This window comes from Segatella copri, from assembly GCF_019249795.2.
Lineage (GTDB): Bacteria > Bacteroidota > Bacteroidia > Bacteroidales > Bacteroidaceae > Prevotella > Prevotella copri_B.
Map to the genome: position 1 here is coordinate 1,645,440 of NZ_CP156891.1, position 23,692 is coordinate 1,669,131.

The 23,692-nt window shown below is 44.2% G+C and carries 18 protein-coding genes, 1 tRNA gene and 1 pseudogene; 11 read left to right on the top strand and 9 right to left on the bottom strand.

Annotated features, from left to right (window positions below):
* Positions 1-2: 2 nt before the first annotated feature.
* Together KUA48_RS07215 and KUA48_RS07220 are read right to left on the bottom strand one after the other, a co-directional pair.
* On the bottom strand, positions 3-1,280 hold the full coding sequence (locus KUA48_RS07215; RefSeq protein WP_256624413.1) for a histidine-type phosphatase: 1,278 nt from the start codon (positions 1,278-1,280) through the stop codon (positions 3-5).
* 40 nt (positions 1,281-1,320) lie between these two features.
* Entirely contained in the window at positions 1,321-2,436 is a 1,116-nt protein-coding gene (locus tag KUA48_RS07220) for an SGNH/GDSL hydrolase family protein (protein ID WP_218432199.1), read from the bottom strand.
* Between the two features lie 184 nt (positions 2,437-2,620).
* Here KUA48_RS07220 and KUA48_RS07225 point away from each other — a divergent pair.
* Positions 2,621-2,705, top strand: a tRNA-Leu gene (locus KUA48_RS07225).
* Positions 2,706-2,976: 271 nt separating this feature from the next.
* Here KUA48_RS07225 and KUA48_RS07230 read toward each other — a convergent pair.
* A complete protein-coding gene (locus tag KUA48_RS07230) occupies positions 2,977-3,123 on the bottom strand; it encodes a hypothetical protein (protein ID WP_153075956.1) in 147 nt (48 codons plus the stop codon).
* A gap of 139 nt (positions 3,124-3,262) precedes the next feature.
* Between KUA48_RS07230 and KUA48_RS07235 the strand changes: the two genes are divergently transcribed.
* The 8 genes from KUA48_RS07235 (at position 3,263) to KUA48_RS07270 (ending at position 13,103) form a co-directional block, all read left to right on the top strand.
* On the top strand, positions 3,263-4,591 hold the full coding sequence (locus KUA48_RS07235; RefSeq protein ID WP_118254649.1) for a sigma-54 dependent transcriptional regulator: 1,329 nt from the start codon (positions 3,263-3,265) through the stop codon (positions 4,589-4,591).
* A gap of 321 nt (positions 4,592-4,912) precedes the next feature.
* The gene (gene kdpF / locus KUA48_RS07240) at positions 4,913-4,993 is read left to right on the top strand and encodes a K(+)-transporting ATPase subunit F (RefSeq protein WP_118254651.1); all 81 of its coding nucleotides are present in this window, start codon (positions 4,913-4,915) and stop codon (positions 4,991-4,993) included.
* 12 nt (positions 4,994-5,005) lie between these two features.
* Positions 5,006-6,712 carry a potassium-transporting ATPase subunit KdpA gene (gene kdpA / locus KUA48_RS07245; RefSeq protein ID WP_153073009.1) on the top strand — a complete coding sequence of 569 codons (1,707 nt, stop codon included), beginning with the start codon at positions 5,006-5,008 and terminating at the stop codon, positions 6,710-6,712.
* 26 nt (positions 6,713-6,738) lie between these two features.
* The gene (kdpB, locus tag KUA48_RS07250) at positions 6,739-8,781 is read left to right on the top strand and encodes a potassium-transporting ATPase subunit KdpB (protein ID WP_118254654.1); all 2,043 of its coding nucleotides are present in this window, start codon (positions 6,739-6,741) and stop codon (positions 8,779-8,781) included.
* A gap of 59 nt (positions 8,782-8,840) precedes the next feature.
* Positions 8,841-9,434: a K(+)-transporting ATPase subunit C gene (locus KUA48_RS07255; protein ID WP_118254656.1), complete on the top strand. Its 594-nt coding sequence runs from the start codon at positions 8,841-8,843 to the stop codon at positions 9,432-9,434.
* A 1-nt stretch (position 9,435) separates the two neighbouring features.
* The gene (locus KUA48_RS07260) at positions 9,436-10,152 is read left to right on the top strand and encodes a TorF family putative porin (protein WP_256624414.1); all 717 of its coding nucleotides are present in this window, start codon (positions 9,436-9,438) and stop codon (positions 10,150-10,152) included.
* A gap of 210 nt (positions 10,153-10,362) precedes the next feature.
* Positions 10,363-11,871 (top strand): TrkH family potassium uptake protein, encoded by a 1,509-nt coding sequence (locus KUA48_RS07265; protein WP_218432200.1) that lies wholly within the window; start codon positions 10,363-10,365, stop codon positions 11,869-11,871.
* A 92-nt stretch (positions 11,872-11,963) separates the two neighbouring features.
* Entirely contained in the window at positions 11,964-13,103 is a 1,140-nt protein-coding gene (locus tag KUA48_RS07270; protein ID WP_118254662.1) for a sensor protein KdpD, read from the top strand.
* Between the two features lie 99 nt (positions 13,104-13,202).
* On the opposite strand, the pseudogene KUA48_RS15710 reads toward KUA48_RS07270, so the two are convergent.
* Positions 13,203-13,357, bottom strand: a pseudogene (locus KUA48_RS15710) (IS1380 family transposase); the annotation flags it as partial.
* A 151-nt stretch (positions 13,358-13,508) separates the two neighbouring features.
* Between KUA48_RS15710 and KUA48_RS07275 the strand changes: the two are divergent.
* Positions 13,509-14,951 (top strand): ATP-binding protein, encoded by a 1,443-nt coding sequence (locus KUA48_RS07275; RefSeq protein WP_118254664.1) that lies wholly within the window; start codon positions 13,509-13,511, stop codon positions 14,949-14,951.
* Between the two features lie 566 nt (positions 14,952-15,517).
* On the opposite strand, the gene KUA48_RS07280 is transcribed toward KUA48_RS07275, so the two are convergent.
* Together KUA48_RS07280 and KUA48_RS07285 are read right to left on the bottom strand one after the other, a co-directional pair.
* Positions 15,518-15,802 (bottom strand): hypothetical protein, encoded by a 285-nt coding sequence (locus KUA48_RS07280; protein ID WP_153073005.1) that lies wholly within the window; start codon positions 15,800-15,802, stop codon positions 15,518-15,520.
* Positions 15,803-15,816: 14 nt separating this feature from the next.
* Positions 15,817-17,949 (bottom strand): Tex family protein, encoded by a 2,133-nt coding sequence (locus KUA48_RS07285; RefSeq protein WP_218432206.1) that lies wholly within the window; start codon positions 17,947-17,949, stop codon positions 15,817-15,819.
* Positions 17,950-18,316: 367 nt separating this feature from the next.
* On the opposite strand from KUA48_RS07285, the gene KUA48_RS07290 reads away from it, so the two are divergent.
* Entirely contained in the window at positions 18,317-18,850 is a 534-nt protein-coding gene (locus tag KUA48_RS07290) for an outer membrane beta-barrel protein (RefSeq protein ID WP_153080627.1), read from the top strand.
* A 929-nt stretch (positions 18,851-19,779) separates the two neighbouring features.
* On the opposite strand, the gene KUA48_RS07295 is transcribed toward KUA48_RS07290, so the two are convergent.
* Genes KUA48_RS07295 through KUA48_RS07305 form a run of 3 tightly spaced genes read right to left on the bottom strand, consistent with a single transcriptional unit; the run spans position 19,780 to position 23,685 of the window.
* On the bottom strand, positions 19,780-21,090 hold the full coding sequence (locus KUA48_RS07295) for a DUF4302 domain-containing protein (RefSeq protein ID WP_218432207.1): 1,311 nt from the start codon (positions 21,088-21,090) through the stop codon (positions 19,780-19,782).
* Positions 21,091-21,097: 7 nt separating this feature from the next.
* Positions 21,098-22,081, bottom strand: a complete 984-nt coding sequence (locus tag KUA48_RS07300) for a putative zinc-binding metallopeptidase (protein WP_218432208.1) — start codon at positions 22,079-22,081, stop codon at positions 21,098-21,100.
* 14 nt (positions 22,082-22,095) lie between these two features.
* Complete coding sequence (locus KUA48_RS07305) at positions 22,096-23,685, bottom strand: RagB/SusD family nutrient uptake outer membrane protein (RefSeq protein WP_218432209.1); 1,590 nt, start codon at positions 23,683-23,685, stop codon at positions 22,096-22,098.
* Between the last annotated feature and the right edge of the window lie 7 nt (positions 23,686-23,692).

Below are 23,692 nucleotides of genomic sequence, written 5' to 3' on the forward strand. Positions count from 1 at the left end.
TTTTACCTTTTATACCCCGCCAGCTTTTTCAAGCAATACTCCCTGAAGTCATTCCAGTGGTAATAAGGTGCCACATCGCTCTTGATAGGCAAAGTAGCCTCGTCTTCATTCAAAAGCACCTTCACCAGCACATCATTCGCCTTGTTTCTATAAAAAACGAACTGCAAATTCGTAGCCATCGGAGTAATCTTATAATCCCACCATTGAGAAGCAATCTTCTCCGGATCCTTAATCTCTTCGCCATATCCATTCAAATCCAGCAAACAGGTAAGCGGAGTAACCATTGTATCGTGTCCATATCTCAATGTAGCTCCCGGATGCGGCAAGGCGATGCAGCTATCCGCCTTCTGGATAATGTTTCTCAAGAGATTGCGCTGGGAGAACGGCTGCACATTGCCCGTATAAGGCGAGTTGCCGTAAGCCATCTGCCACGAGATGTTGGCATTCAGCCAGTTCTGATACAGTTCCTCCTCCGTAAAGAGGTCATAGAGCGAAACCTTGCCCCTCAGTTCCGTGCCTTGGATTGAGCTTGCCATCTTATAAAGTTTTCTGTTCAGGTCACTCTGGTTGATATTCTGTTTCACCCAGGCAGGGTCGTTGAACAGTTCCTGCATCACACGGCTATAGCTAACGTGCTTCTGTGCAAATTCCTGCTGTGCCACCTTGATACCCACGCTGTTCTTCAAGCTATCCAGGTATCGGTCGTCTTGGTTCATATAATACATATCATGCTCGCTGGCATCATGGAAGATATGAAGTTTCGGATTCATGCGCAGCATCTGCTGCAAACCGTTCTCCATAGAGAGGATACATCGGATTACCAAAGTACTTCGGGCCTCAATATTCGTATTACCGGCAAAAATCTCAGGGAATCGCTCCATCATTCTTCTGGTGATACCCTGATGCTGGAGAGCTCCGAGCGGAGTCAGTTCGCCATCGCGCCCCTTCGCCTCCTCACGAATCATCTTCACCTTAGCCAGCGTTTCCTCGCCCTTAGCTGTCAGTTTGCCCTCCTGCTTCGCTTTGAGCAGAGAGAAATAAGGCACATCATAAGCCTTCTTGCCAATCATATAGCGGGAACCATGCCGGCCATAATGGCTCAGATAGAAAGGCTTATAACCTTTAGGAGCCGCAGTCAACTGCTTCTGCGGACCACGATAAGCTACATAGTTACTACCCGAAAGCGTAATATCCCGCTTGAAATCCTCTTGCGGAGTCTGTGCTGTCAGAGGCATCGCCAATGTAAGAGATGCCAATAATAATAGATTTTTTGTGTTCATTGTTATCATATAATTTTGTTTTGGAAACATGCAATTTCATTTAATTCCAATTCATCAGTTTTCTCAGGAACGGAAGCAATTCTGCTGCCATCTTCCGATGCTGCAACATACTAGGATGCCAGCTGGCGCCATAACCTAAATCTCCTTTCTGGAAACAGAAATCGAAACGGTAAATATTCTTATCAGTTTTATTGGCATCAGCACAGATTCTATCAAGCACAGTTCGCTGCTTGCTACTCTCCTTCTCGCCGAGCATCGGACCTGTCAACATCACAATCTTTGCATGAGGATACTTACTACGTACCGTTTTAAGAAACATGCGATAATTTTTCTCGTAGAGTTGAATATCATAATTCTTGGTAGAAAGATCGTTCGTACCCAGATTGATACAGACTAACTGAGGCTGATACTTGGCAAAATCCCATTTTTCATCATGCTGGTCAAATAAGGTATATTCATATTGCCAAGGCATGTTATCGGCATCACCTGTCTTCGGACCATTATAATTACGATATACACCGATACCACTGCGGGAGATAGAAGTATGCTGAGCCTTCAGACTGTCACTTACAATATTGGCATAAGTAAGCCAATGGTTCTCCGTTTCATCCTCAAAAGGATCAGACATGTTGATACTTTCTACGCCATAACCGCAGGTGATGGAGTTTCCGATAAATTCAATCTTCCGTTCCGCAAGAGCCAGAGCCTCAACGAGCTGGCATCCCTTATCAAGAACGAATCCCCTGAATTCCGGTTTGCGGAACAAGCCTTCTATCACATACATCACCTTAGCATGATGCACCCCCTTTGGCAAAGCCGCAGCCAGGGTAACAACCGAATCGCGTTCGGCATTAAAGCCCACTTTGAAAGGTTCGCAACCATCAATCTGCGCCATGAAATATCCCGATTTCGGGCGACACAGCATTTTCAGAGAAGACCCTTGAAAACTAGCCTCAATCGTAGTTCCCGGATAATTGAAACTGGCTACATCAGGATTCTTAGCAAAGCTCACACGCCCAACATACTGAATCATCGGATGAGAAGCCTTTACGACCTCTCCCACAATAGGAAGAGTAGTTGATTTCTTCACATTTCCAGCCATCATCGTGGAAGAAACCATCAATGTAGCCAGCATCATAACCCATATTTTTTTCATATTCCTGTTATTATAGTTTTTATCTGTCCTTACTGTCCTGCCTTCGTTTTTTTACAAAATAAAAATAGAACAGTATCTGTTTGCAAAATTACCATTATTTCTCGTAAAAAGCAAGTAAAACCATCATTTTTTTCATTTTTATTCTTTTTATTCAAATTATTATTGTATCTTTGCACCCAAGAATGCGCTTGTGGCGAAATTGGTAGACGCGCTAGACTTAGGATCTAGTGGTTTAGGCCGTGTAGGTTCGAGTCCTATCAGGCGCACCAAAGAAAACCCTAACTGCTTGATAATAAGCGGTTAGGATTTTTTGTTTCTAGAAATTGCCAACATTTTGACAACATATTTCAATGCTAATCTATAGTAACAGCCAAAAGCAAGGGCTCATTTTACATTCTTTCACACTATTACATGCTATAACACAAGCGTTTTTTGTTATATCTTGTTAAAGATTACACTATAGGCACATTGTTATAAAAATAAATCACTTACTTTGCATCTAAAGTAATAAATTATGAGTAACGAGATACAATTTCTTCTTTATAATATGCCCAATGCTGATGGCAAAGTACAAGTTGTCATAAAAGACGATATGGTTTGAGCTAAAAGAGCATCAAATTGCTTCATAATCGAAAAAATTCCCCCAAAAGGAGTGAGTTTCTCAGATTTTATTTGTACTTTTGCCATGTCATTCAGAATTTTGTTTGTTTTTATTTTGCAACACTAAGATAAATGAAATTTCTGACATGGCAAAATTCTGAGCAACTTTTTGTTGCTCAGGTGCTTATAAAAAATATCAAATTATAGTGTTGCGGAAATTAGGTTTATGATACATATCTTAATTATTGATGACGAAGACCCTATACGTAACCTGCTGGCTCGAATGGTTGAATTAGAAGGTTACCAGGCCTCGAAAGCCGCAGATTGCCGTTCTGCTTTGAAAATGCTGAATACTCAACGTTTTGAAGTGGTACTTTGTGACGTTTTCCTACCGGATGGAAACGGAGTGAACTTCATTTTCGACATTCACAGAATTCAACCGGATGCAGCTGTTATCTTACTTACCGCGCATGGAAACATTCCAGATGGTGTACAAGCCATTAAAAATGGAGCATTTGATTATATTACTAAAGGAGATGATAACCGTAAGATTATTCCTACCATCAGCCGTGCCATAGAAGAGAGTGAAAAGAAAAAAGGGAAGAATGATGCTCCTCTAACATATTCTTTTCAGTCTATCGTCGGCCAGTCAGAGTGTTTGCAACAAGCAATCAGTCTGGCTCAAAAAGTAGCCAAGACCGATGTCCCGATTTTACTGACCGGAGAGACTGGAACAGGCAAGGAAGTGTTTGCCCATGCCATTCATACAGCCAGCGCCCGATCACAGTATCCTATCGTGGAAATTAACTGTTCGGCTTTCAGTAAGGATTTGTTGGAAAGTGAATTGTTTGGTTACAAGGCTGGCGCCTTTACCGGTGCAGTTAAGGATAAGAAGGGATTATTTGAAATCGCCAATCATGGTACCATATTCTTGGACGAAATTGGAGAGATGGCCTTTGATTTGCAAGCCCGTCTGCTGCGCGTTTTAGAAACAGGAGAATACATCAAAATCGGAGACACGAAGCGAACCCAAGTAGATGTACGCATCATCTCAGCTACTAACCGTCATTTAAAGGAAGAGATAGAGAAAGGAGGATTCCGGGAAGACCTTTTTTACCGTCTGTCAGTCTTTCAAATTCACCTGCCGGCTCTTCGGGAGAGAAAAGAAGACATCGAGAGTTTAGCCCGCATGTTTCTGCAGCGTTATGCTGCTAAGTTCAACAAACACATTGAAGATATAGATCCGGATGCCTTGCTTACCCTTCGGCAGGCAGAATGGAAAGGCAATGTGCGCGAATTGCGCAATGTCATTGAAAGAAGTGTCATCATCTGCGACAACCAGATAACCTTGGAAGACCTTCCCATTGAACTTCAGCATCATCCATGCTCACGCAGTGACGATAAGGGGGATGAGTTTGAATTGGCAGCTATTGAACGAAAGCATATTCTCAAAGTGCTCCAACATACCCATGGGAACAAGACAGAAACAGCTCGTTTACTGAAAATCGGTCTTGCCACTTTATACCGAAAAATAGACTCTTACGGCATTCAATAACATAAAACATCCGGTTTCTTTATCATTTCATTTCAAGAGAGCGACCTTCTCATTCTGAGAGGGCCGCTCTCTTGCTTTATAGTCAGTTGAATTTCTTTTTATAGCTGATACACAGTCTGTTAGTTCTTGATTTATTTTCTTGGCACATCCCTTGCCTATATGATACCATCATGTATAACTCATAATAATTGTAATAAATAAAATGAAAAGAAAATGAATGAAATGATTGGAATCGCCATCTGTGTAGCAAGCGGATTGGCCTGTTTTAAAATGTTTATGAAGTGTATCGATTGGTTCGATAACCTATAAAAAAAGAAAGGTATGTATACAGCATTGTTTATCGTAGGTTTTATCCTGTTCGGCTATCTTGCTTATGTCTTGGTTAAGCCGGAAAAATTCTAAAAAGTAGAAATTATGAATACAGAAATAATAGGTATAGTAGCCCAAGTGGTATTGATGGTTGTTCTCAGCTATCCGCTGGGAAAATACATCGCTCGTGTATATCGAGGAAAAAAGGTTTGGACAGATTTTATGAAGCCGATAGAAGGATGGATTTTCCGTCTTTCGGGCATTCATCCCGATGAAGAAATGAACTGGAAACAATTCTTGAGAGCATTACTCACCGTGAATCTGTTTTGGTTCATTTGGGGTATGGTGTTGCTTACCTTGCAAGGTTGGTTGCCTCTGAATCCGGATGGCAATTTGGCACAAAGTGCTCACCAGGCTTTCAACACCTGCATTTCGTTTATGGTAAACTGCAACGAACAGCACTACAGTGGAGAAAGTAACTTAACCTATTTTACTCAGCTCTTCGTTATTATGCTGTTCCAGTTCCTGACTGCTGCTACCGGTATGGCTGCCATGGCAGGAATTATGAAAGCTTTGGGAGAAAAAACCACACAAACTATCGGCAATTTCTGGAAATTTTTGGTACTTAGCTGTACCCGTATTCTTCTTCCGTTGTCTTTAGTTGTCGGCTTTATTCTAATTACGCAAGGTACTCCCATGGGATTTGACGGAAAAATGGAAGTAACCACCCTGGAAGGTGAAACCCAATATGTATCACAAGGTCCGGCGGCTGCCATTATCCCCATCAAACAGTTGGGTACCAATGGCGGAGGCTATTTCGGTGTTAACTCTTCCCATCCCTTGGAAAATCCGACCTATTTATCCAATATGATAGAATGCTGGTCCATCTTGATTATCCCTATGGCTATGGCTTTTGCATTCGGATTTTATGTGAAACGGAAGAAATTAGGATACAGCATCTATGGAGTTATGCTGGTAGCCTTTCTGATTGGAGCCTGTGTCAATGTATCACAAGAGATGGGAGGTAATCCACGTATTGATGACATGGAAATTGCACAAGAAAATGGCTCAATGGAAGGAAAAGAAATACGTTTGGGGGCTGGTGCCACCGGATTGTGGAGTGTTGCGACCACCGTAACCTCCAATGGGTCTGTCAACGGCATGCATGACTCTACCCTGCCTCTTTCAGGGATGATAGAAATGCTGAACATGCAGATTAATACGTGGTTCGGTGGTGTCGGCGTAGGCTGGATGAATTACTTTACGTTCCTCATCATCGCTGTATTTATCAGCGGGTTGATGGTAGGCCGAACTCCTGAATTCATGGGCCACAAGGTGGAAGCTCGCGAAATGAAAATCGCTTCTATCGTAGCGCTGCTGCATCCGTTTGTCATCCTGGTAGGAACGGCTCTGGCTGCCTATCTGTATGTTCATGCCCCGGCTTTTGTGGCGAGTGAAGGCGGATGGCTCAACAATCCTGGTTCCCATGGATTGGGAGAAATGCTTTATGAGTTTACCTCTTGTGCGGCCAATAACGGATCTGGATTCGAAGGCTTGGGTGACAATACCTGGTTCTGGAATTTTTCCTGTGGCATTGTACTGATCCTGAGCCGTTTCATTCCGATTATCGGCCAGGTAGCTTTGGCCGGACTGCTGGCTCAGAAAAGATACATTCCTGAAAGTGCTGGTACGCTGAAAACCGATACGGTGACCTTTGCTGTCATGACTTTTGCTGTTATCTTTATTGTAGCAGCCTTGTCTTTCTTCCCGGCACAGGCCCTGACCACACTGACGGAACATTTTACTCTCTAATTACAACTGATTAATAGCAAGAAAATATGAATACTAAAAATACAAACAACTCGTTGTTTCAGAAAGACCAGCTGAAAGCCAGTCTCAAACAGTCTTTCGTCAAACTGAATCCACGACTGATGGTGAAAAACCCTATTATGTTCACAGTGGAAATCGCCACCTTTTTCATGCTGCCGGTGACCGTCTATTCAGCGGTAAGCGGTGCACAGGGCTCGGTAATCTATAACTTCAGCGTTTTCGTCATTCTTTTTCTGACCTTGCTTTTTGCCAACTTTGCGGAAGCCATCGCCGAAGCACGGGGCAAGGCTCAGGCTGACAGCCTGCGCAAAACTCGTGAGGAAACACCTGCCAAGCGGGTCACAGATGGAAAGCTGGAGTCTGTAAGCAGTTCCCAACTGAAGAAAGGCGATGTCTTTGAGTGTGAAGCAGGGGATGTCATTCCTGCAGACGGTGAAATCATAGAAGGTCTGGCCTCCATCGATGAAAGTGCGATTACGGGAGAATCCGCTCCGGTTATCCGTGAAGCCGGCGGAGATAAAAGTTCGGTAACTGGGGGTACAAAAGTGCTCTCAGATCGGATTCGGGTGGTGGTTACCACACAGCCCGGAGAGAGTTTCCTTGACAAGATGATTGCATTGGTCGAAGGGGCTAGCCGGCAGAAAACGCCGAATGAGATTGCACTGACTATCCTGCTGGCTGTATTCACACTTGTCTTTCTGGTGGTGTGCATTACGCTGAAGCCGATGGCCGACTATTCCGGCACTACCATTACGATAGCCGCTTTCTTGTCTCTCTTTGTCTGTCTGATTCCTACCACCATCGGTGGACTGCTTTCCGCCATCGGAATTGCAGGTATGGACCGCGCACTGCGTGCCAATGTCATCACCAAATCAGGAAAAGCCGTTGAGACAGCAGGAGATGTGGATACACTTTTACTGGACAAGACGGGTACCATCACTATCGGAAACCGTAAGGCTACAGCCTTTCATCCGGTCAAAGAGATTCCTCTGCGCCCTTTTGTGGAAATATGCATGCTCTCTTCCTTAGCCGATGACACTCCGGAAGGTAAATCCATCATCGAATTGGGACGCGAACAAGGCATCCGCATGCATACACTCCAGACGGAAACGAAAGGGGCCCACATAATCCCGTTTACGGCGGAAACCAAATGCTCTGGCGTAGACCTGAAAGACGGTACCCAAATTCGTAAAGGGGCTTTTGATGCCATCCGCAGCCTGACGCAGGCAGCCGGTCATGACTTCCCCCAGGAAACGGAAGATGCTATTCAAAACATATCAGGCAACGGAGGTACTCCTTTGGTGGTCTGTGTCAATCAGAAAGTAGCCGGTGTCATTGAATTGCAGGACATTATCAAACCAGGTATAGAAGAGCGATTTGAACGCTTACGAAAAATGGGTGTCAAAACGGTGATGGTAACGGGAGACAATCCCTTGACGGCACAATACATTGCCAAAAAAGCGGGTGTGGATGACTTCATCGCCGAAGCCAAGCCGGAAGACAAGATGAATTACATCCGTCGGGAACAAGCGACCGGCAAGCTGGTGGCCATGATGGGTGACGGTACAAACGATGCTCCGGCTTTGGCACAGGCCAACGTAGGGGTAGCCATGAACAGCGGTACACAGGCGGCAAAAGAGGCCGGCAACATGGTTGACCTGGATAATGACCCGACTAAACTAATCGAAATCGTAGAGATAGGAAAGCAGCTGTTGATGACACGAGGTACACTGACCACCTTCTCCATCGCTAACGATGTGGCAAAATACTTTGCTATCATTCCGGCCTTGTTCATGGTTTCTGTTCCTCAATTGGGTGCCCTTAACATCATGGGGCTTCACAGTCCCGAAAGTGCCATCCTGTCTGCCGTCATCTTCAATGCGCTCATCATTCCTGCGCTGATACCTCTGGCGCTGAAAGGAGTTGCCTACAAGCCGATCGGTGCCAGTGCTCTGCTTCGTCGAAACCTGCTTATCTATGGGGTAGGCGGTTTAATCGCTCCTTTTGTGGGTATCAAGCTGATTGATCTGCTCGTTGGACTATTTGTCTAACCTATCTTTCATGATAATTTATTCAAATTATTTTAAATTGACTCGTAAAAATATTCATTATGAAGAATCTTATAAAATCAATAAAACTCACTCTTGTTTTTTGTGTGTTTTTGTCCGTATGTTATGTGCTGGTCCTGTGGGCGTATGCCCAGTTCGCCGCGCCGGGTGAGGGTGGCAATGTCGAAACCGTTAGCCTGAACGGAAAAGTAGTGGGGGTAGCCAACGTCGGACAGCGGTTTACCCAAGATATTTATTTTTGGGGACGACCTTCCTGTGCAGGTGACGGTTACGACGGCACCAGCTCGGCCGGCAGCAACAAAGGGGTAACCAATGAAAGCTACCTGAAAGAAGTCGAGGCCCGGATAGACACCTTTTTGCTGCACCATCCGTACCTGAAACGTGCGGAGGTGCCTGCAGAAATGGTAACGGCCAGTGCCTCCGGATTGGATCCTGACATCACACCTGCCTGTGCCTATGTGCAGATAAAACGGGTAGCTACTGCCAGGGGATTGAGCGAAAAAGAAGTGAAAGCACTGGTGGAAAACCATATCGAAAGACCGCTTTTCGGCGTTTTCGGGCCTTCCAAAATCAATGTATTGAAACTGAATGTTGCTTTAGATGAACATAAGAAAAAAACATTAATCTGTTTGTAATATGTATACTTTTATCAAAAAAAATCTGCTTCTTATAGGAGTAGTGGCTTGTTTATATCCTTTACAAGTTTCTGCACAAGACAAACTATCCGTTCATGCCAAGGCGGATTTCGTTTCTGACTATGTCTGGCGCGGGGCCGATCAGCAGTCCGGTTGTTCGGTACAGCCTTCTCTCACGCTGGGTTATGCTGGTTTTTCCCTCAATGTTTGGGGCAGCCAGTCACTCACCAAATGGGAAGAGGGAGGTTCCAAAGAATGGGACATCAACCTCGGATATACCTACCGGAATTTAACGGCCACCTTGTCCGATTATTGGTGGAGCGGTATCAACCAACCTTATGGCCATTACAAAAACAGCCATTATTTCGAGGCTACATTGGCTTACTGCTTCAGCGATTCTTTTCCGCTGTCCCTTTCATGGAGCACCATGTTTGCCGGGGCAGACAAGAATGAGAAGGGCAATCTGCAGGCATCTACTTACCTTTCGGCCTCCTATCCCTTCCGGCTACCTGCTGACATAGTGCAGACTCCCGCTGTCGGCTTTACTCCCTGGAAAGGAATGTATCACCATAAAGCCGCTTTTACAGACGTATCTCTGAAAGTTTCCAAGGAAGTATCGTTGTCAAACCATTTAACAATCCCCTTATCTGTTCAAGCTATCGTATCACCGGTATATGACCGAACTTACCTGGTAGCAGGGATCGGCATCGGATTTTAACATGTCCACCACCTTGTACTCTTAAGGACTATGGAAAGGAAAGACTTGTTTTCTCAAAATGAAAAGGTTTCTTCTCAGATTGAGAAAACAGTCTGCCTTTTCATTCCTCTTTTATATCTTCATAGCTACTGATTTTCAAGTGATAATGAAAGATTTCGAACAATGGCACAGTCCTTGTTTCTCATGTAATAAAATTAAAATAAAAGAACAATGGAAGAATGGTATCAAAGCAATAAAGTTTCTTTTCAGAGAAACAGGGGCTGTATGGTCAACTATCGAAATGTTTCATATGCATTAGGCGTGCTTGTACTGGTAGAAGCGGGGTTTTTCGCACTTTGTGCAGGTGTTTCCTTCTACTATCAGGAAGAAGACTATATTCATTTTTTAGAAACGCTGCTTATTAACGTTGTACTTGGTGGACTGCTGCTGTTGGGGGGTAAACGAAATGAAGTATCCATCAATCGACGTGACGGTTATTGTATTGTCAGTCTTTCGTGGATACTGTTTTCGGCACTGGGAATGCTTCCTTTCCTATTTAGTGGATATATTCCATCAATATCCGATGCCTTTTTTGAAACCATGTCAGGGTTCACCACTACCGGTGCCACGATATTGGATCATATCGAAACCCTTCCCCACGGACTGTTGTTCTGGAGAAGTCTGACCCAGTGGATTGGTGGACTTGGCATCGTTCTTTTTACTATTGCACTGTTGCCTCTATTTTCGGGCAGCAGCCAACAGCTCTTCCTGTCAGAGGCAACGGGAGTTACCCATGACAAGATTCACCCCAAAATCAAAGTGATGGCACGGTGGCTGTGGACAATCTATATCGGACTGACAGCTGTGGAAACTCTTCTGCTTGTAGGGGGTGGTATGAGTGGGGTTGATGCCGTCTGTCACGCCTTTGCTACAACCGCAACCGGTGGCTTCTCTACCAAGCAGGCAAGTGTGGCCTATTGGAATTCGCCCTACATTGAATACGTGATTTCTATTTTTATGATTCTGTCTGGCGTCAATTTCTCTCTTTATTATTTGGCTGCTATGCGTGGTAACTTTCGCCATTTATGGAAAGATGAAGAATTACGCTGGTTTCTGAAGTCCGTCGGAATACTCACTCTGTTCATTACTGGAGCCCTATTCCTGACTGACTACTACGATTTGGAAACGTCCTTCCGTAAAGCCCTGTTTCAAGTAGCTACTGCTCATACTTCCTGCGGATTTACTTCAGATGATTACAACTTATGGCCTCCTTGCACCTGGATGTTGCTGATTTTCGCCATGATTTCAGGCGGATGTACTGGATCTACCAGCGGAGGAGTCAAAAACATGCGGTTGCTTATCATTGCCCGTAACATCCGGAATCAGTTCAAACAGATGCTTCACCCTCGGGCTGTTTTACCGGTACGAGTAAACGGTATCTGTGTCCCAGTACGGACCTCTGCTACAGTATTCACTTTTTTCGGAACTTACTTGATATGTATTTTTATAGGGTGGATATTATTGATGTGCTGTGGAGTGGGACTGACCGAATCCATGAGTACAGTGATATCCGCCATAGGCAATGTGGGTCCCGGACTGGGAGCTTTCGGACCGGCTTTCTCCTGGGCGGCTCTTCCCGATGCAGCCAAATGGATACTTTCTGCGTTGATGCTCATCGGGCGTTTGGAGATTTTCGGTATCTTGCTACTCTTTTATCGGGGATATTGGAAAGACGAATAACGGAATCTGCCTCTTTGAGAAGGATGTAGGGTGATTTCCCTAATCGTCAACTCGGGCAGATTGCAAGAATATCAACAGAAATAAACATAAATATGAAGGATAGAAATGATAGAGAAGAAAACGCACAGCATTTCCTACAGCTGATACGGCGTTCACAGCGGGGTGTATTCAAGGTCTATATCGGCATGATAGCCGGTGTGGGAAAAACTTACCGTATGCTTCAGGAAGCACATGAAATGTTAAACAACGGCATTGATGTGCAAATAGGATATGTCGAGACGCATGGACGTGCTGGAACGGAAGAACAGCTAGCCGGACTGCCGATTATACCACGGAGAAAAATCTATTATAAAGGAAAGGAATTGGAAGAAATGGATTTGGATGCCATCTTGCTGTTACACCCAGAATTGGTAGTGGTAGATGAACTTGCGCACACCAATGTGGAAGGAAGCAGGCATGAAAAACGATGGCAGGATGTCATGGAATTGCTTGAAGCAGGCATCAATGTTATCACTGCAGTCAACATTCAGCATATAGAAAGCCTAAATGAAGAGGTAAAAGGAATTGCCGGCATCGAAGTAAAAGAACGGATTCCTGATAAGGTGCTAGAAGAAGCAGACGAAGTTGTGAATATAGATTTGACAGCGGAAGAACTGATCAATCGTTTGAAAGCTGGAAAAATATACCGAAAAGAAAAAATTCCAACAGCCTTGAACCATTTCTTCAAAACTGAAAACATCCTTCAGCTCAGGGAACTGGCTTTAAAAGAGGTTGCCTTTCGTGTGGAACGGAAAGTGGAGAACGAAATTATCAGCGGAGAGAAAGGTGTACATCGCGAACTTTTTCTGGTATGCATCAGCAGCAATGAAATAACTCCCAAAAGGCTCATTCGCCGCACTGCCAGGTTAGCCTCTCGATATGATACGGATTTTTTGGTTCTTTATGTACAGACCCCTGCCGAACATCCAGACCGCATTCCATTGGCTACCCAGCGCCATCTGCTGAATCACTTCAAACTGGCGGCGGAGCTGGGCGGTGAACTGATACAGCGGGCTTCACCGGATGTCATAGATACTATTCAAACGGTGTGCAAAGAGCGTCAGGTCACGACGCTGTGCATCGGACAACCGGCTTTCACCTATGTCTCGACTTTAGTTCATCTGAAACGATACCGGTCTTTTTTGAGATTTCTCTCGGATGAGAACATAAAATTGGTTATCTTTCCGCAGTAATAAACCTAAACCTCAAATCCGCAACCTATAGGGTTTAGTGGGATTTTGCTTGCAAAGCGACTTGAGGTAATACGCTGGTTTAACCAGAAAAGCATGGTCTAGAATCTCGCTATATTGATAACCAAACACATAGTGCATCTCAATCCCAAGGTGGAATCTATGGTTTGAGCCAAAAGAGCATCAAATTGCTCCATAATCGAAAAAAATCCCCCAAAAGGAGTGGGTTTCTCAGATTTAATTTGTACTTTTGCCATGTCATTCAGAATTTTGTTTGTTTTTATTTTGCAACACTGAGATAAGTGAAATTTCTGACATGGCAGAATCCTGGCAACTTTTTGTTGCTCAGGTGCTTATAAAAAATATTAAATGATAGTGTTGCGGAAATTAGGTTAAATAGATTGTTTTATGAATATCAAGACAAAACTGACGTTGAATATCGGTGTGCTGGTAGCCATGATTGTGCTGTTAGTTTCACTCTCTGTCGTCAACTTGCAAATTCTGACCGCCACCGAACCGACTAGCCCGGCGGCCGGTCCCGGTCTGCAACGGGCATTGGTATGGGTCTCCATCATCGGAGGTCTCTGCATTGTCTGCGGCCTTTGGATGTTGAAACAGTTGCCGTCCTCCATCAACAAGCCCGTCAAAGAAATTACAGACGGTATCAAGGAAATTGCCAATCACAACTACGAACAGCGGTTGAACCTCGAAAGCAAGGAGTTTGAAGAGGTGTCCAAAAACTTCAATCGGATGGCTAAACGGCTGGCTGACTACAACTCTAGCACACTGGCTGAAATAAAGGCAGCCAAGAATTATATGGAAACCATCATCAACAGTGTGAAGGAACCCATTATCGGACTGGACAATGCGATGACCATCCTTTTCATTAACGATGAAGCCCTCAGCATCCTCAACCTTCAGCGAGAAGAAGTCTTGCTGAAACCAGCTCAGGAGATAGCCCTGCGCAATGACCTTCTCCGCAGATTGCTCCGGGGATTGCAGGATGCATTCGATGAAAAGAGCACCTCTAAAAACGAGCCGCTTAAAATCTATGCCGACAATAAGGAAAGCTATTTCCAAATGAGGTGCATGAAGACAGGCAGAGAAGGTTCCTCGCAAAAAGAAGGATATGTGATTCTCTTAAAAAACATCACTGAGTTTAAAGAACTGGATTCCGCCAAGACCACCTTCATCTCTACCATCTCTCACGAACTAAAAACACCGATTTCGGCCATTCTGATGAGCCTGCAACTGCTGGAAGACTGCCGAGTGGGCTCTCTGAATGAGGAACAGAAGGAACTGGCTCAAAGCATTCAGGATAACAGCGACCGGTTGCTGAGTATCACCAGTGAATTACTCAACATGACCCAGGTGGAATCCGGTAAGTTACAACTGAAACCGCGCATCACCAAGCCTATCGAGTTGATTGAATATGCCATCAAGGCAAACCGGATACAGGCCGAGAAGTTCAACATTCAGATAGAAGTGCAATATCCGGAAGAGAAGATGGGCAAACTGTTTGTTGATAGTGAAAAGATAGCTTGGGTGCTGACGAACCTACTTTCCAACGCTATCCGGTATTCAGCAGAAAACGGGCGTATTATCATCGGTGCGCGGCAAACAAAGGACAACTGGATAGAAATGTTCGTACGTGATTTTGGAAAAGGCATCGATCCCCGTTATCACCAGAGCATCTTCGAACATTATTTCCGAGTTCCGGGCACCAAGGTACAGGGTAGTGGACTGGGACTATCCATTTCCAAGGACTTTGTCGAAGCGCATGGGGGCACTCTGACCATAGATAGTGAATTGGGGAAAGGCAGCTGCTTTACACTCCGGTTAAAGGCATAAAATCAAGATACAGAACGTGAAAGTTGTTTCCTATTTCCCCTTTTAAAAAGTTAAATTATGGGATACCGATCATCAAATTTTTGCAGTCTAATTATCCCATATGTGCTAATTTACTATATTGTTTGTTTTTATTTTGCAACACTAAGATAAGTGAAATTTCTGACATGGCAAAATCCTGAGCAACTTTTTGTTGCTCAGGTGCTTATAAAAAACATTAAATTATAGTGTTGCGGAAATCAGGGGAATGCAAAATCCAATATTGTCACAACGCTAAGAACTATAGAACCATTGTTCTGAAAGCCCTTATCAAAGAGGACTTACACAGACATCCTATGAGCAAAATTTCTGAAATAGCAAGTAGAATACCTGATGTTGAAATCAAAGAAATTCGCAAGTTTGTTTATTCTATGGTCGGAACCGAAATAGCGAAGAAAGGCGCTCGTGTAGATTGTAGATACTATTTAATTTGATAGCTAAAAAGAGAGTGTGTCATAAGTCCATGACGCACCCTCATCAACTTAAATTAACGTGACTCATTTTATCCTTCTCCTAAAGCAGAGAGATACCTACATCATCCCTTCCAGTTTTTCCTGTGCCTCGCGCATATCTTTTTCAAAATTCACATGGTCTAGAAGGTATTCCGTTCTGCCTTGAGAAAGAAGAAGATAGAGCTGCGGATTCATGCCCTCTACATACTGGGCGATGGCATACTCTATATCATCACGCTGCGTAGGATTGGTGGAAAATTCAAAAACCCTGAGCTTTTGATGAATAAAGCAATATGCCGACTCTATACAATCTCTGGTGATGCCCCCTGCCAAGAGAGCATCACCATTATTATTCTGATTCATTCTGAATATCCTTTCTATTTCACGCCCTTCATCGACAAGGCGATGCGCTTGCGCTTCAAATCTACTTCTGCCACTCTCACCATCACATGTTCATGAAGCTTTACCAACTCAGAAGGATCCTGAATGTAACGGTTTGACATCTGGGATACATGAACCAGACCATCGTTGTGGACACCTATATCTACAAAGGCACCAAACTTGGTAATGTTGGTAACAATGCCCGGCACAACCATGCCCACCTGCAAATCCTCTATCTCCTTGATGCTGGCATCAAACTCAAACTTCTCTACCTCACCACGAGGATCCAAGCCCGGCTTGTCAAGCTCAGCCATGATATCGGTCAAAGTAGGCATACCCACCTCAGCACTCACATATTTCCGGATATCAATCTTCTTCTGCAGCGCCTTGTCTTCTACCAGCTGCTTCACCGTTACGCCCTGATCTTTCGCCATCTGCTCTACCAGCGCATAGCGCTCTGGATGAACAGCACTGTTATCCAAAGGATTCTTAGCGCCTGGAATGCGGAGGAAGCCGGCACACTGCTCGAAGGCCGAAGGACCCAGACGGGGCACCTTCTTCAACTGGGCACGGGAAGCAAAGGCTCCATTCTCGCGGCGATATTCCACGATATTCTTGGCAAGCGTAGGTCCCAAACCGCTCACATAGGTCAGCAGATGCTGCGATGCGGTATTCAGGTTGACACCCACCGAGTTCACGCAACTCATTACCACCGTATCCAGACTCTTCTTCAACTGAGTCTGGTCCACATCATGCTGATACTGTCCCACACCGATGCTCTTCGGATCTATCTTCACCAACTCAGCAAGCGGATCCATCAGTCTTCGTCCGATGCTCACAGCACCACGCACGGTAACATCCTCATCCGGGAACTCATCTCTTGCAATCTTCGAAGCCGAATAGATAGAAGCACCATCCTCGCTCACCACATAGATATCTACCGGATGAACGAAATCGATGCTATGCAGCCAGTCGCTGGTTTCGCGGCTTGCCGTACCGTTACCTACAGCCATTGCCTCCACCTGATACATCTTTACCATGCGCTGGATGGCAGCCGTAGCCTCGCTCTTTTTGTTGCGGGGAGGATGAGGATAAACGATTTCATGATGAATCAGATTGCCCTGCGCATCGAGACAGCAAGTCTTGCAACCATTGGCAAAACCCGGGTCAACCGCCATCACGCGTTTCTGTCCGAGAGGAGCCGCCAACAGAAGCTGGCGCAGGTTTTCGGCGAAGACCACAATAGCCTCCTCATCCGCCTTCTGCTTGCTGAGCGCAGCAAATTCGGTTTCAATGCTAGGCTTCAGCAGTCGCTTAAAGGCATCATCCACCGCTTCACCCACCAGCGTCTGGCACTCACCGAAACCATGTACATAGTGGCGCTTCAGTTTATCCTGACACTGCTCATCATCAGCCGAGATGCTGACACGCAAGAATCCAGCTGCCTCGCCTCTACGCATAGCCAGCAGTCGGTGCGAAGAACATTTCTTCAATGGTTCTGAGAAATCGAAATAGTCGGAGAAGCGCTGCGCCTCTTCCTCATCCTTCTTCTTGGCTACCACCTTAGAAGTGATGATGGCACCGCGTCTGAACTCACCGCGAATCTGATTGCGACTCTGCTCATTTTCGCTTACGGTTTCAGCGATGATGTCTTTGGCTCCCTGAAGTGCAGCCTCCACATCCTTCACCTTATCGCCCACAAACTTCCTGGCAGCCTGTTCCGGATTGCGCTCACGCTGGAAGAGGAGCAGCTGTGCCAGAGGCTCCAAGCCTGCCTCACGTGCTATCTGTGCACGGGTGCGGCGCTTTGGCTTATAAGGAAGATAGATATCTTCCAGTTCGGTGGCATCCCAGCACTGTTCGATGCGTTTTTTCAGTTCATCCGAGAGTTTTCCCTGTTCCTCGATAGTTTTGAGGATAGTCTCCTTTCTCTTCGCCATCTCAGAGAGTTTCTCGTTAGCCTGTGCGATGGCTTCAATGTTTACCTCATCCATATTACCGGTTTTCTCCTTGCGGTATCGCGAGATAAACGGAATGGTGCAGCCCTCTTCGAGCAGCGCCAGAGTATTTTCTACAGCCTGCTCCTTCAGATTGAGCTGGGCTGCTATCTGCTTTGTAAATTGATTCATTTATGATATTAATAAAAAAAAGATTCAAACTGTTTGTTCATGCAAAGATAGAGAAAAAAGTTGGTTTGCCCAAATATTCCCTCATATTATTTGGCGGTTTCACTAAAAAATCGTAGCTTTGCAGCAGAAATAGCTTTAGATACATTCAGCATGCCTACTTTTCTTGATTTACATCAATAATACGGCTTGTTTTGCAAGAAAAACTGAGAAATAGTTTTGAGTTTCAAGTTATTTCCTATATCTTTGCCGCCGAATTAGAGAGTGCAGGGCATGTCTGGGATGTGCTTTGCTATCATAAATAAAGGGGCTGAAAAGCTACCTGATTAGAGTGATAAAAGAAAGTAATAATTAAAAGAAAAGATTGATTATGAAGAAGATTATGTTGAGCCTTGCTATGGCTCTCGTTTCAGTTTGCGCTAGCGCACAGGTTTACATCGGTGGTACAGCTGGTATTTCCAGCAACAAGATCGGTGATGGTGACAGCAAGACAGCTTACACCTTGATGCCTGAGATTGGTTACCAGTTCAACAACAAGTGGGAAGCTGGTCTCGAGATTGGTATCAAGAAGGGCGAAGTTTGCAAGCTTTCTCCTGTAGGTGAATCTACAACATTCAAAGTTGCTCCTTACGTACGTTACACAGCCGTAGAAACCAAGTTGGTTAACCTCTTCGTTGAGGGTACAATCGGTTACAGCAGCTTCAGCAAGGGCGGTGGCGATTTATACGAGGTAGGCATCAAGCCAGGTTTGGCTGTTAAGCTTTCAGACCACGTAAACTTCATCACAAAGGTAGGTTTCCTCGGTTACAAAGGTTATTCTCCTGACCATGGTGACAACTCATCAACATTCGGACTTAACGTAGATGCGAGCAACATTTCATTTGGTGCTATCTACAAGTTCTAATCTTAGGGTGCTCATTTACTCATAAGCAATAATATCAGGGGCGCAAGCGATTCCTTTCATGGAAACAGCTTGCGCCCCATTTTTTTACCTGCAAGCGAACACGCTTTTACTCTTCACTCTTCACCTTTTCTTCGGAAACCCCTGTGTATATCGGCATTCCGAGGGGTGAAGAGTTTGCAGCGACTCTTCACCACTCTTCACCACTCTTCACCGATTCCAAAGACTAACAGGCGTAAATTGCAGCGCAAGACCGCTAGGCGTCCCTGAGGAGGGTGTATCATAAGTCTGGATGTTGGTGCATAACAGTTGACCATCGCATGCACATCACCTGTTGTGCATGCGCATATCAGCTGTTATGCAAGCGCACAACAGCTGTTGTGCGACCGAAGATACAGACTGCCTCAACAACATATCCTATCTCTTCCAACAACATATTCTTACTCTTCCAACAACATATCCTCGCTCTTCAAACAACAAGAAAAGTGTGAATCATAAATTTATGACACATCCTCCGCCGAACCAGCTAAGGTGAAGAGTGGTGAAGAGTGGGTGAAGAGTGTCCAAGAACTCTTCACCACTCGAAACGCCCATAAACACTGGGGATTCCGAAGGAAAGGTGAAGAGTGAAGAGTATTTCTTTATCCCTTACTTACAACACTTTTACAGGCATTTACGCTGACTGTTGCAGTAGAACAGCCAACTGGCGAGCGTACGGCTAGTCAACTGTTCTTCATTCGCCAGTACACTATTTCCGATTAACAGTCAACTTATTCCTCGGCAAAATATTCCGGAATACAGTTTATACTGCAACAATAAATAAGGGGCGTGCTTAAATGAGCACGCCCCCAGACGAGAGACTTTATGTATTCTTTTCACAAAGAATCCTATTAAACATTATGTATATAATTTTATTTCATGATGGATGAACTCTAAAAAAGAGATTCTGGCATACTAGTTGTCAAGACAAACCAGTTATTTGGATTACTCTCATCAGTCAACTTTATAGAAGAAGGCTGTTTCGTTGTACCCTGCATCAACTCGACTTTATAAGTCTTGGCCACGTTGGCAGCATGAGTTCCCTCATCACCAGTCAGTGCATAAATCATATACAGCTGACCCCTTCCATAGAAAAACTGACCATTCGCACCAAACTTGCCAGGACAAGCAAATGAGATATGATCATCATCAACGATAGTAGGAGTAATGTCTATGAACGAACCATAGCCTGCCACATTGAACAAGATTCCCCAATGTCCTACATAGCCATCAAACGCAGAAGTGGTAAAAGCAGCATAATAGCAAGGAGAATAATACTTAGAAACCTCCTCATTACCAGCATTCCAATACGCCTGAGTATAGCTACCCATATTAGCTACAGAGAAGAACCAGTCTCCACTGATAACCTGCTCACTGATAGGAGGAACAACGCCCAACATCTTTACAGCGGCATCTGTGGATTCAAACTCATAGTTATCGCCCCCTTTATAGTTGAATCCCTTGACAGTAACGCCATTAAGAGTTATTGGCTCATAAAATTCAATGCCCTTGTCTGTAACAATATAAGGTTCCGTTGTAGAGCCTTCCTCGGCATTAGAACTAGTGAAAGTAATGGTACGATAGCTTGTTGTTGCCACATACTTGACATCATTCACCTCGCAAGTATATTTAGGAAACTGCATTTCCTGCTCCAAATCGTCTATATGATTAATGGTCTCAGTCCAATCGGCATCCTTCGCCATAGGAGTCATCACTATTTTTGTACCACGCTTCTTGCCAAGCATGACTACAGAATCAGCAGTGGCGGTAAGCACCCGGAACTCCAAGTCACCTTCCATACCCTTACCATTATCACCAATACCATCAGGGTTAGCTGGATCGGAGAAGAAATGAATCACCTTATTGTACTCATCAAAAGACAGAACGATACTAGCACTCTGCTCCAATTTATAATGTGATGTGGCTTTCGTGTCTGCACCCAAAGCATCGCTCATGGCAGTAACATTTCCATCTGTTCCAAATTTCAACAACAGATTATATCCACCATACTTGGTATTAGCCTTAGGATAATATTTCATCAGCCATCCATTCTCTGCAGAAGTAAGAACCGTCTTATACTCTGCTATTGCATCATTCACTCGCTCTGCAGAAGGTTTGTCGAACACTTCATCTATGTCGTTGGAACAAGATGTGAAAGACAAGACCGCAATCAGCGTAAATAATATGTTATATATTTTTTTCATATCCGTCTTACTTTAATGTTTCTAAATCCATTGCCTTTACTTCTGCCGTACGACGCAAGATAACTTCACGAAGCTTGGTAATATCCATGCCCCAAGTGTTGGCAAAATATTCCTTGAGAATGTTAAATTTCTGAATAATAGCTTTATAGCCACTTGCATCCTTCACTATAGGATTGCCGTCTGCATCAAGCACATAATCGCCATTTTCATCTGTTTCGTATACAATACCTGCACGCAGTATTTTTTGCCATGCTGCTTCAGAATGGGTTACATATTGGGCAAAGATCTCAGCAAAGTCCTCATTATACTCACCGCTGGCATAACCGGATACAAATCCCATGGATGGAGCTTCTTCATCCTCTACATTCACCCAACCTGAAGTCTGATACTTGCCGGCAGAAACAGTCTGGAACTCAGTAGAATAATTCTTTTTCTGAGTCAGAATATGACAGAACTCATGATTCATTGTATGGAAGAACCAGTAATTCAGATCGTATGTACCTTTTTCCTTGTCAACGAAAGGATTTTCTGAATCTATGATTGGATTATCAACATCGATAATATTTACATTATACAAAGTTACTTTCAAGCCACCCTCAGCAGTACCCATCACAATAGAAGACTGAGAATCATAAGCTGCTGAACCAACCAACTGCATCACACGAGGAGAATAGGTCTTCATAAACTGATCGCCCATCACTTCCTTATAAGCATCCAGCCAAATATGCTTGACCATAATAGCCAATGCCTTAGACTTATTAAAATCGGCAGGTGCAAGATTATACTTGTTGTCCGTCTCCTTGTCACTATATCGATAGTTAAAGCGGATATTATAGGTATCCACATAGTTGGTCTTGAGCCACTTGTCAAAGTCATTCTGCTCTTCCTTATTCTGCGTATCGAAAATACTCTTAGAATCAAGACTATCGTCTGAGCAGGCAGCAAACAGAGAGACTGACGCTATCAGTATGAATAATTTTATATATTTCATAGTTTACTCATTTTTTATTTGTTAGACTCTTCTCTTGGATTTGCAGGTAATCCTGCCTCAATTACATCATCTGGCAATTGAATCGCACCTCGCAAGTCACCAGCCTTGAATACAATAGGAGACTCTTCGTCAACATCATGGCTGAACTCAATGCCATAGCGCTTGATATCAAGGAAACGAAGACCTTGATACAGGGTCTCCAGTCGACGCATCTGTAAGATGAATTGCAAAATATCCTCTTGGGTACCAGCCTCAACCGTGAATCCCTGTGGATGGAATGTCTTACGAATGCTATGCTCCAAATTGGATTTTGGTGTAACAGGTGCATACGGCAAGCTTTCGATAAAAGTCTTGATACTTTCAACTGTCATTGTTGGGCGTTTTGCCGTACCATTCGCAGTCATAGTATGCGACACAATCCAAGTATTGATATCTTTCACCGCATTATCATAATCCTTCTTCATGGCATAAGCCTCAGCACGACAAAGAAGGGTTTCATCAGTAGTGAACACAGCATCTACAACATGAAGATATCCAGTTTGGTTTATCTTGTCGATAAACTCAAAATGTTCAAACATCTTTGGGAAGATAAGAATACGGGCATTGCCAAACAACAAGTTTGACTGGTAGAGAGTATTGTCTCTGGATCCACTTCCCCATGGCATCTTAGCCCAAATCGTTTCATACTGACCTACATTTTGATTGTGACAAAAACGCGCTTCATTACCACTGATATTTCTACCAATTTGACTAAATGCCGTCATCAACAAGAGATTGGCGTTCTCTGATGAAGAAATATACCGATTCTCTATATCCTCTGAATTAGACAAAGACATAAAAGGCACATAGTTGCGCAACAAAGAGGCTGGATTTGCTCCAAGCACCTTGCTAGCATATGTTATCACTTTGTCATAGTTCATATAGTACAGGTTGAAACGAGCAGCAAAAGCATACGCAGCCTTCTGATTGAAATGATACTTAGGCTGGGTATAGATATCATCGCTCACATCAGGCAAGGCAGCCTCAATATCTGCATCAATCTGCTCATAAAGTTGCTTCAGTGTACCACGCTTATAATCAGGGCTTACAGTTGTCTCAGGCTTTGTTGGATAAGGGAGTCCCATGCACTTCTCTGCATTATCTGGATTATAAGTCATACAGAAAGTTGTAGCAAGACGATACATGCTATAGGCACGACAGAGCAAAGCCTCAGCTCTCTGCGCCTTTAGCGATGCCGGATTACCCATCTCATCGATGGAAGCCAAAGCCTGGTTGGCTGCTGCAATTGCAGAATAATAACCATTCCACAAACTCTTTGGGCTATCATTTGTTTGAGCTGTAAGTGGCTGAAAACGATAAACCTGCTCTATATCCTGATTGGTACTATACTGCTTTCCATTGTCTGCATAATTATCTGAGCTCCATTCCAATATCAGATTGCTGCTTGCTGTTGGATAAGCAGACACAAGCAGAGAGGTCACCTTTTCCTCGGTATTTACCTCGGCACGATCATCTGGCAACTTGTCCAGGAAGCTGTCGCATGATGTGACCAATGACAATGCCGCAAAAGCCACCGATGCTATATATAATTTATTCTTTTTCATAATTATC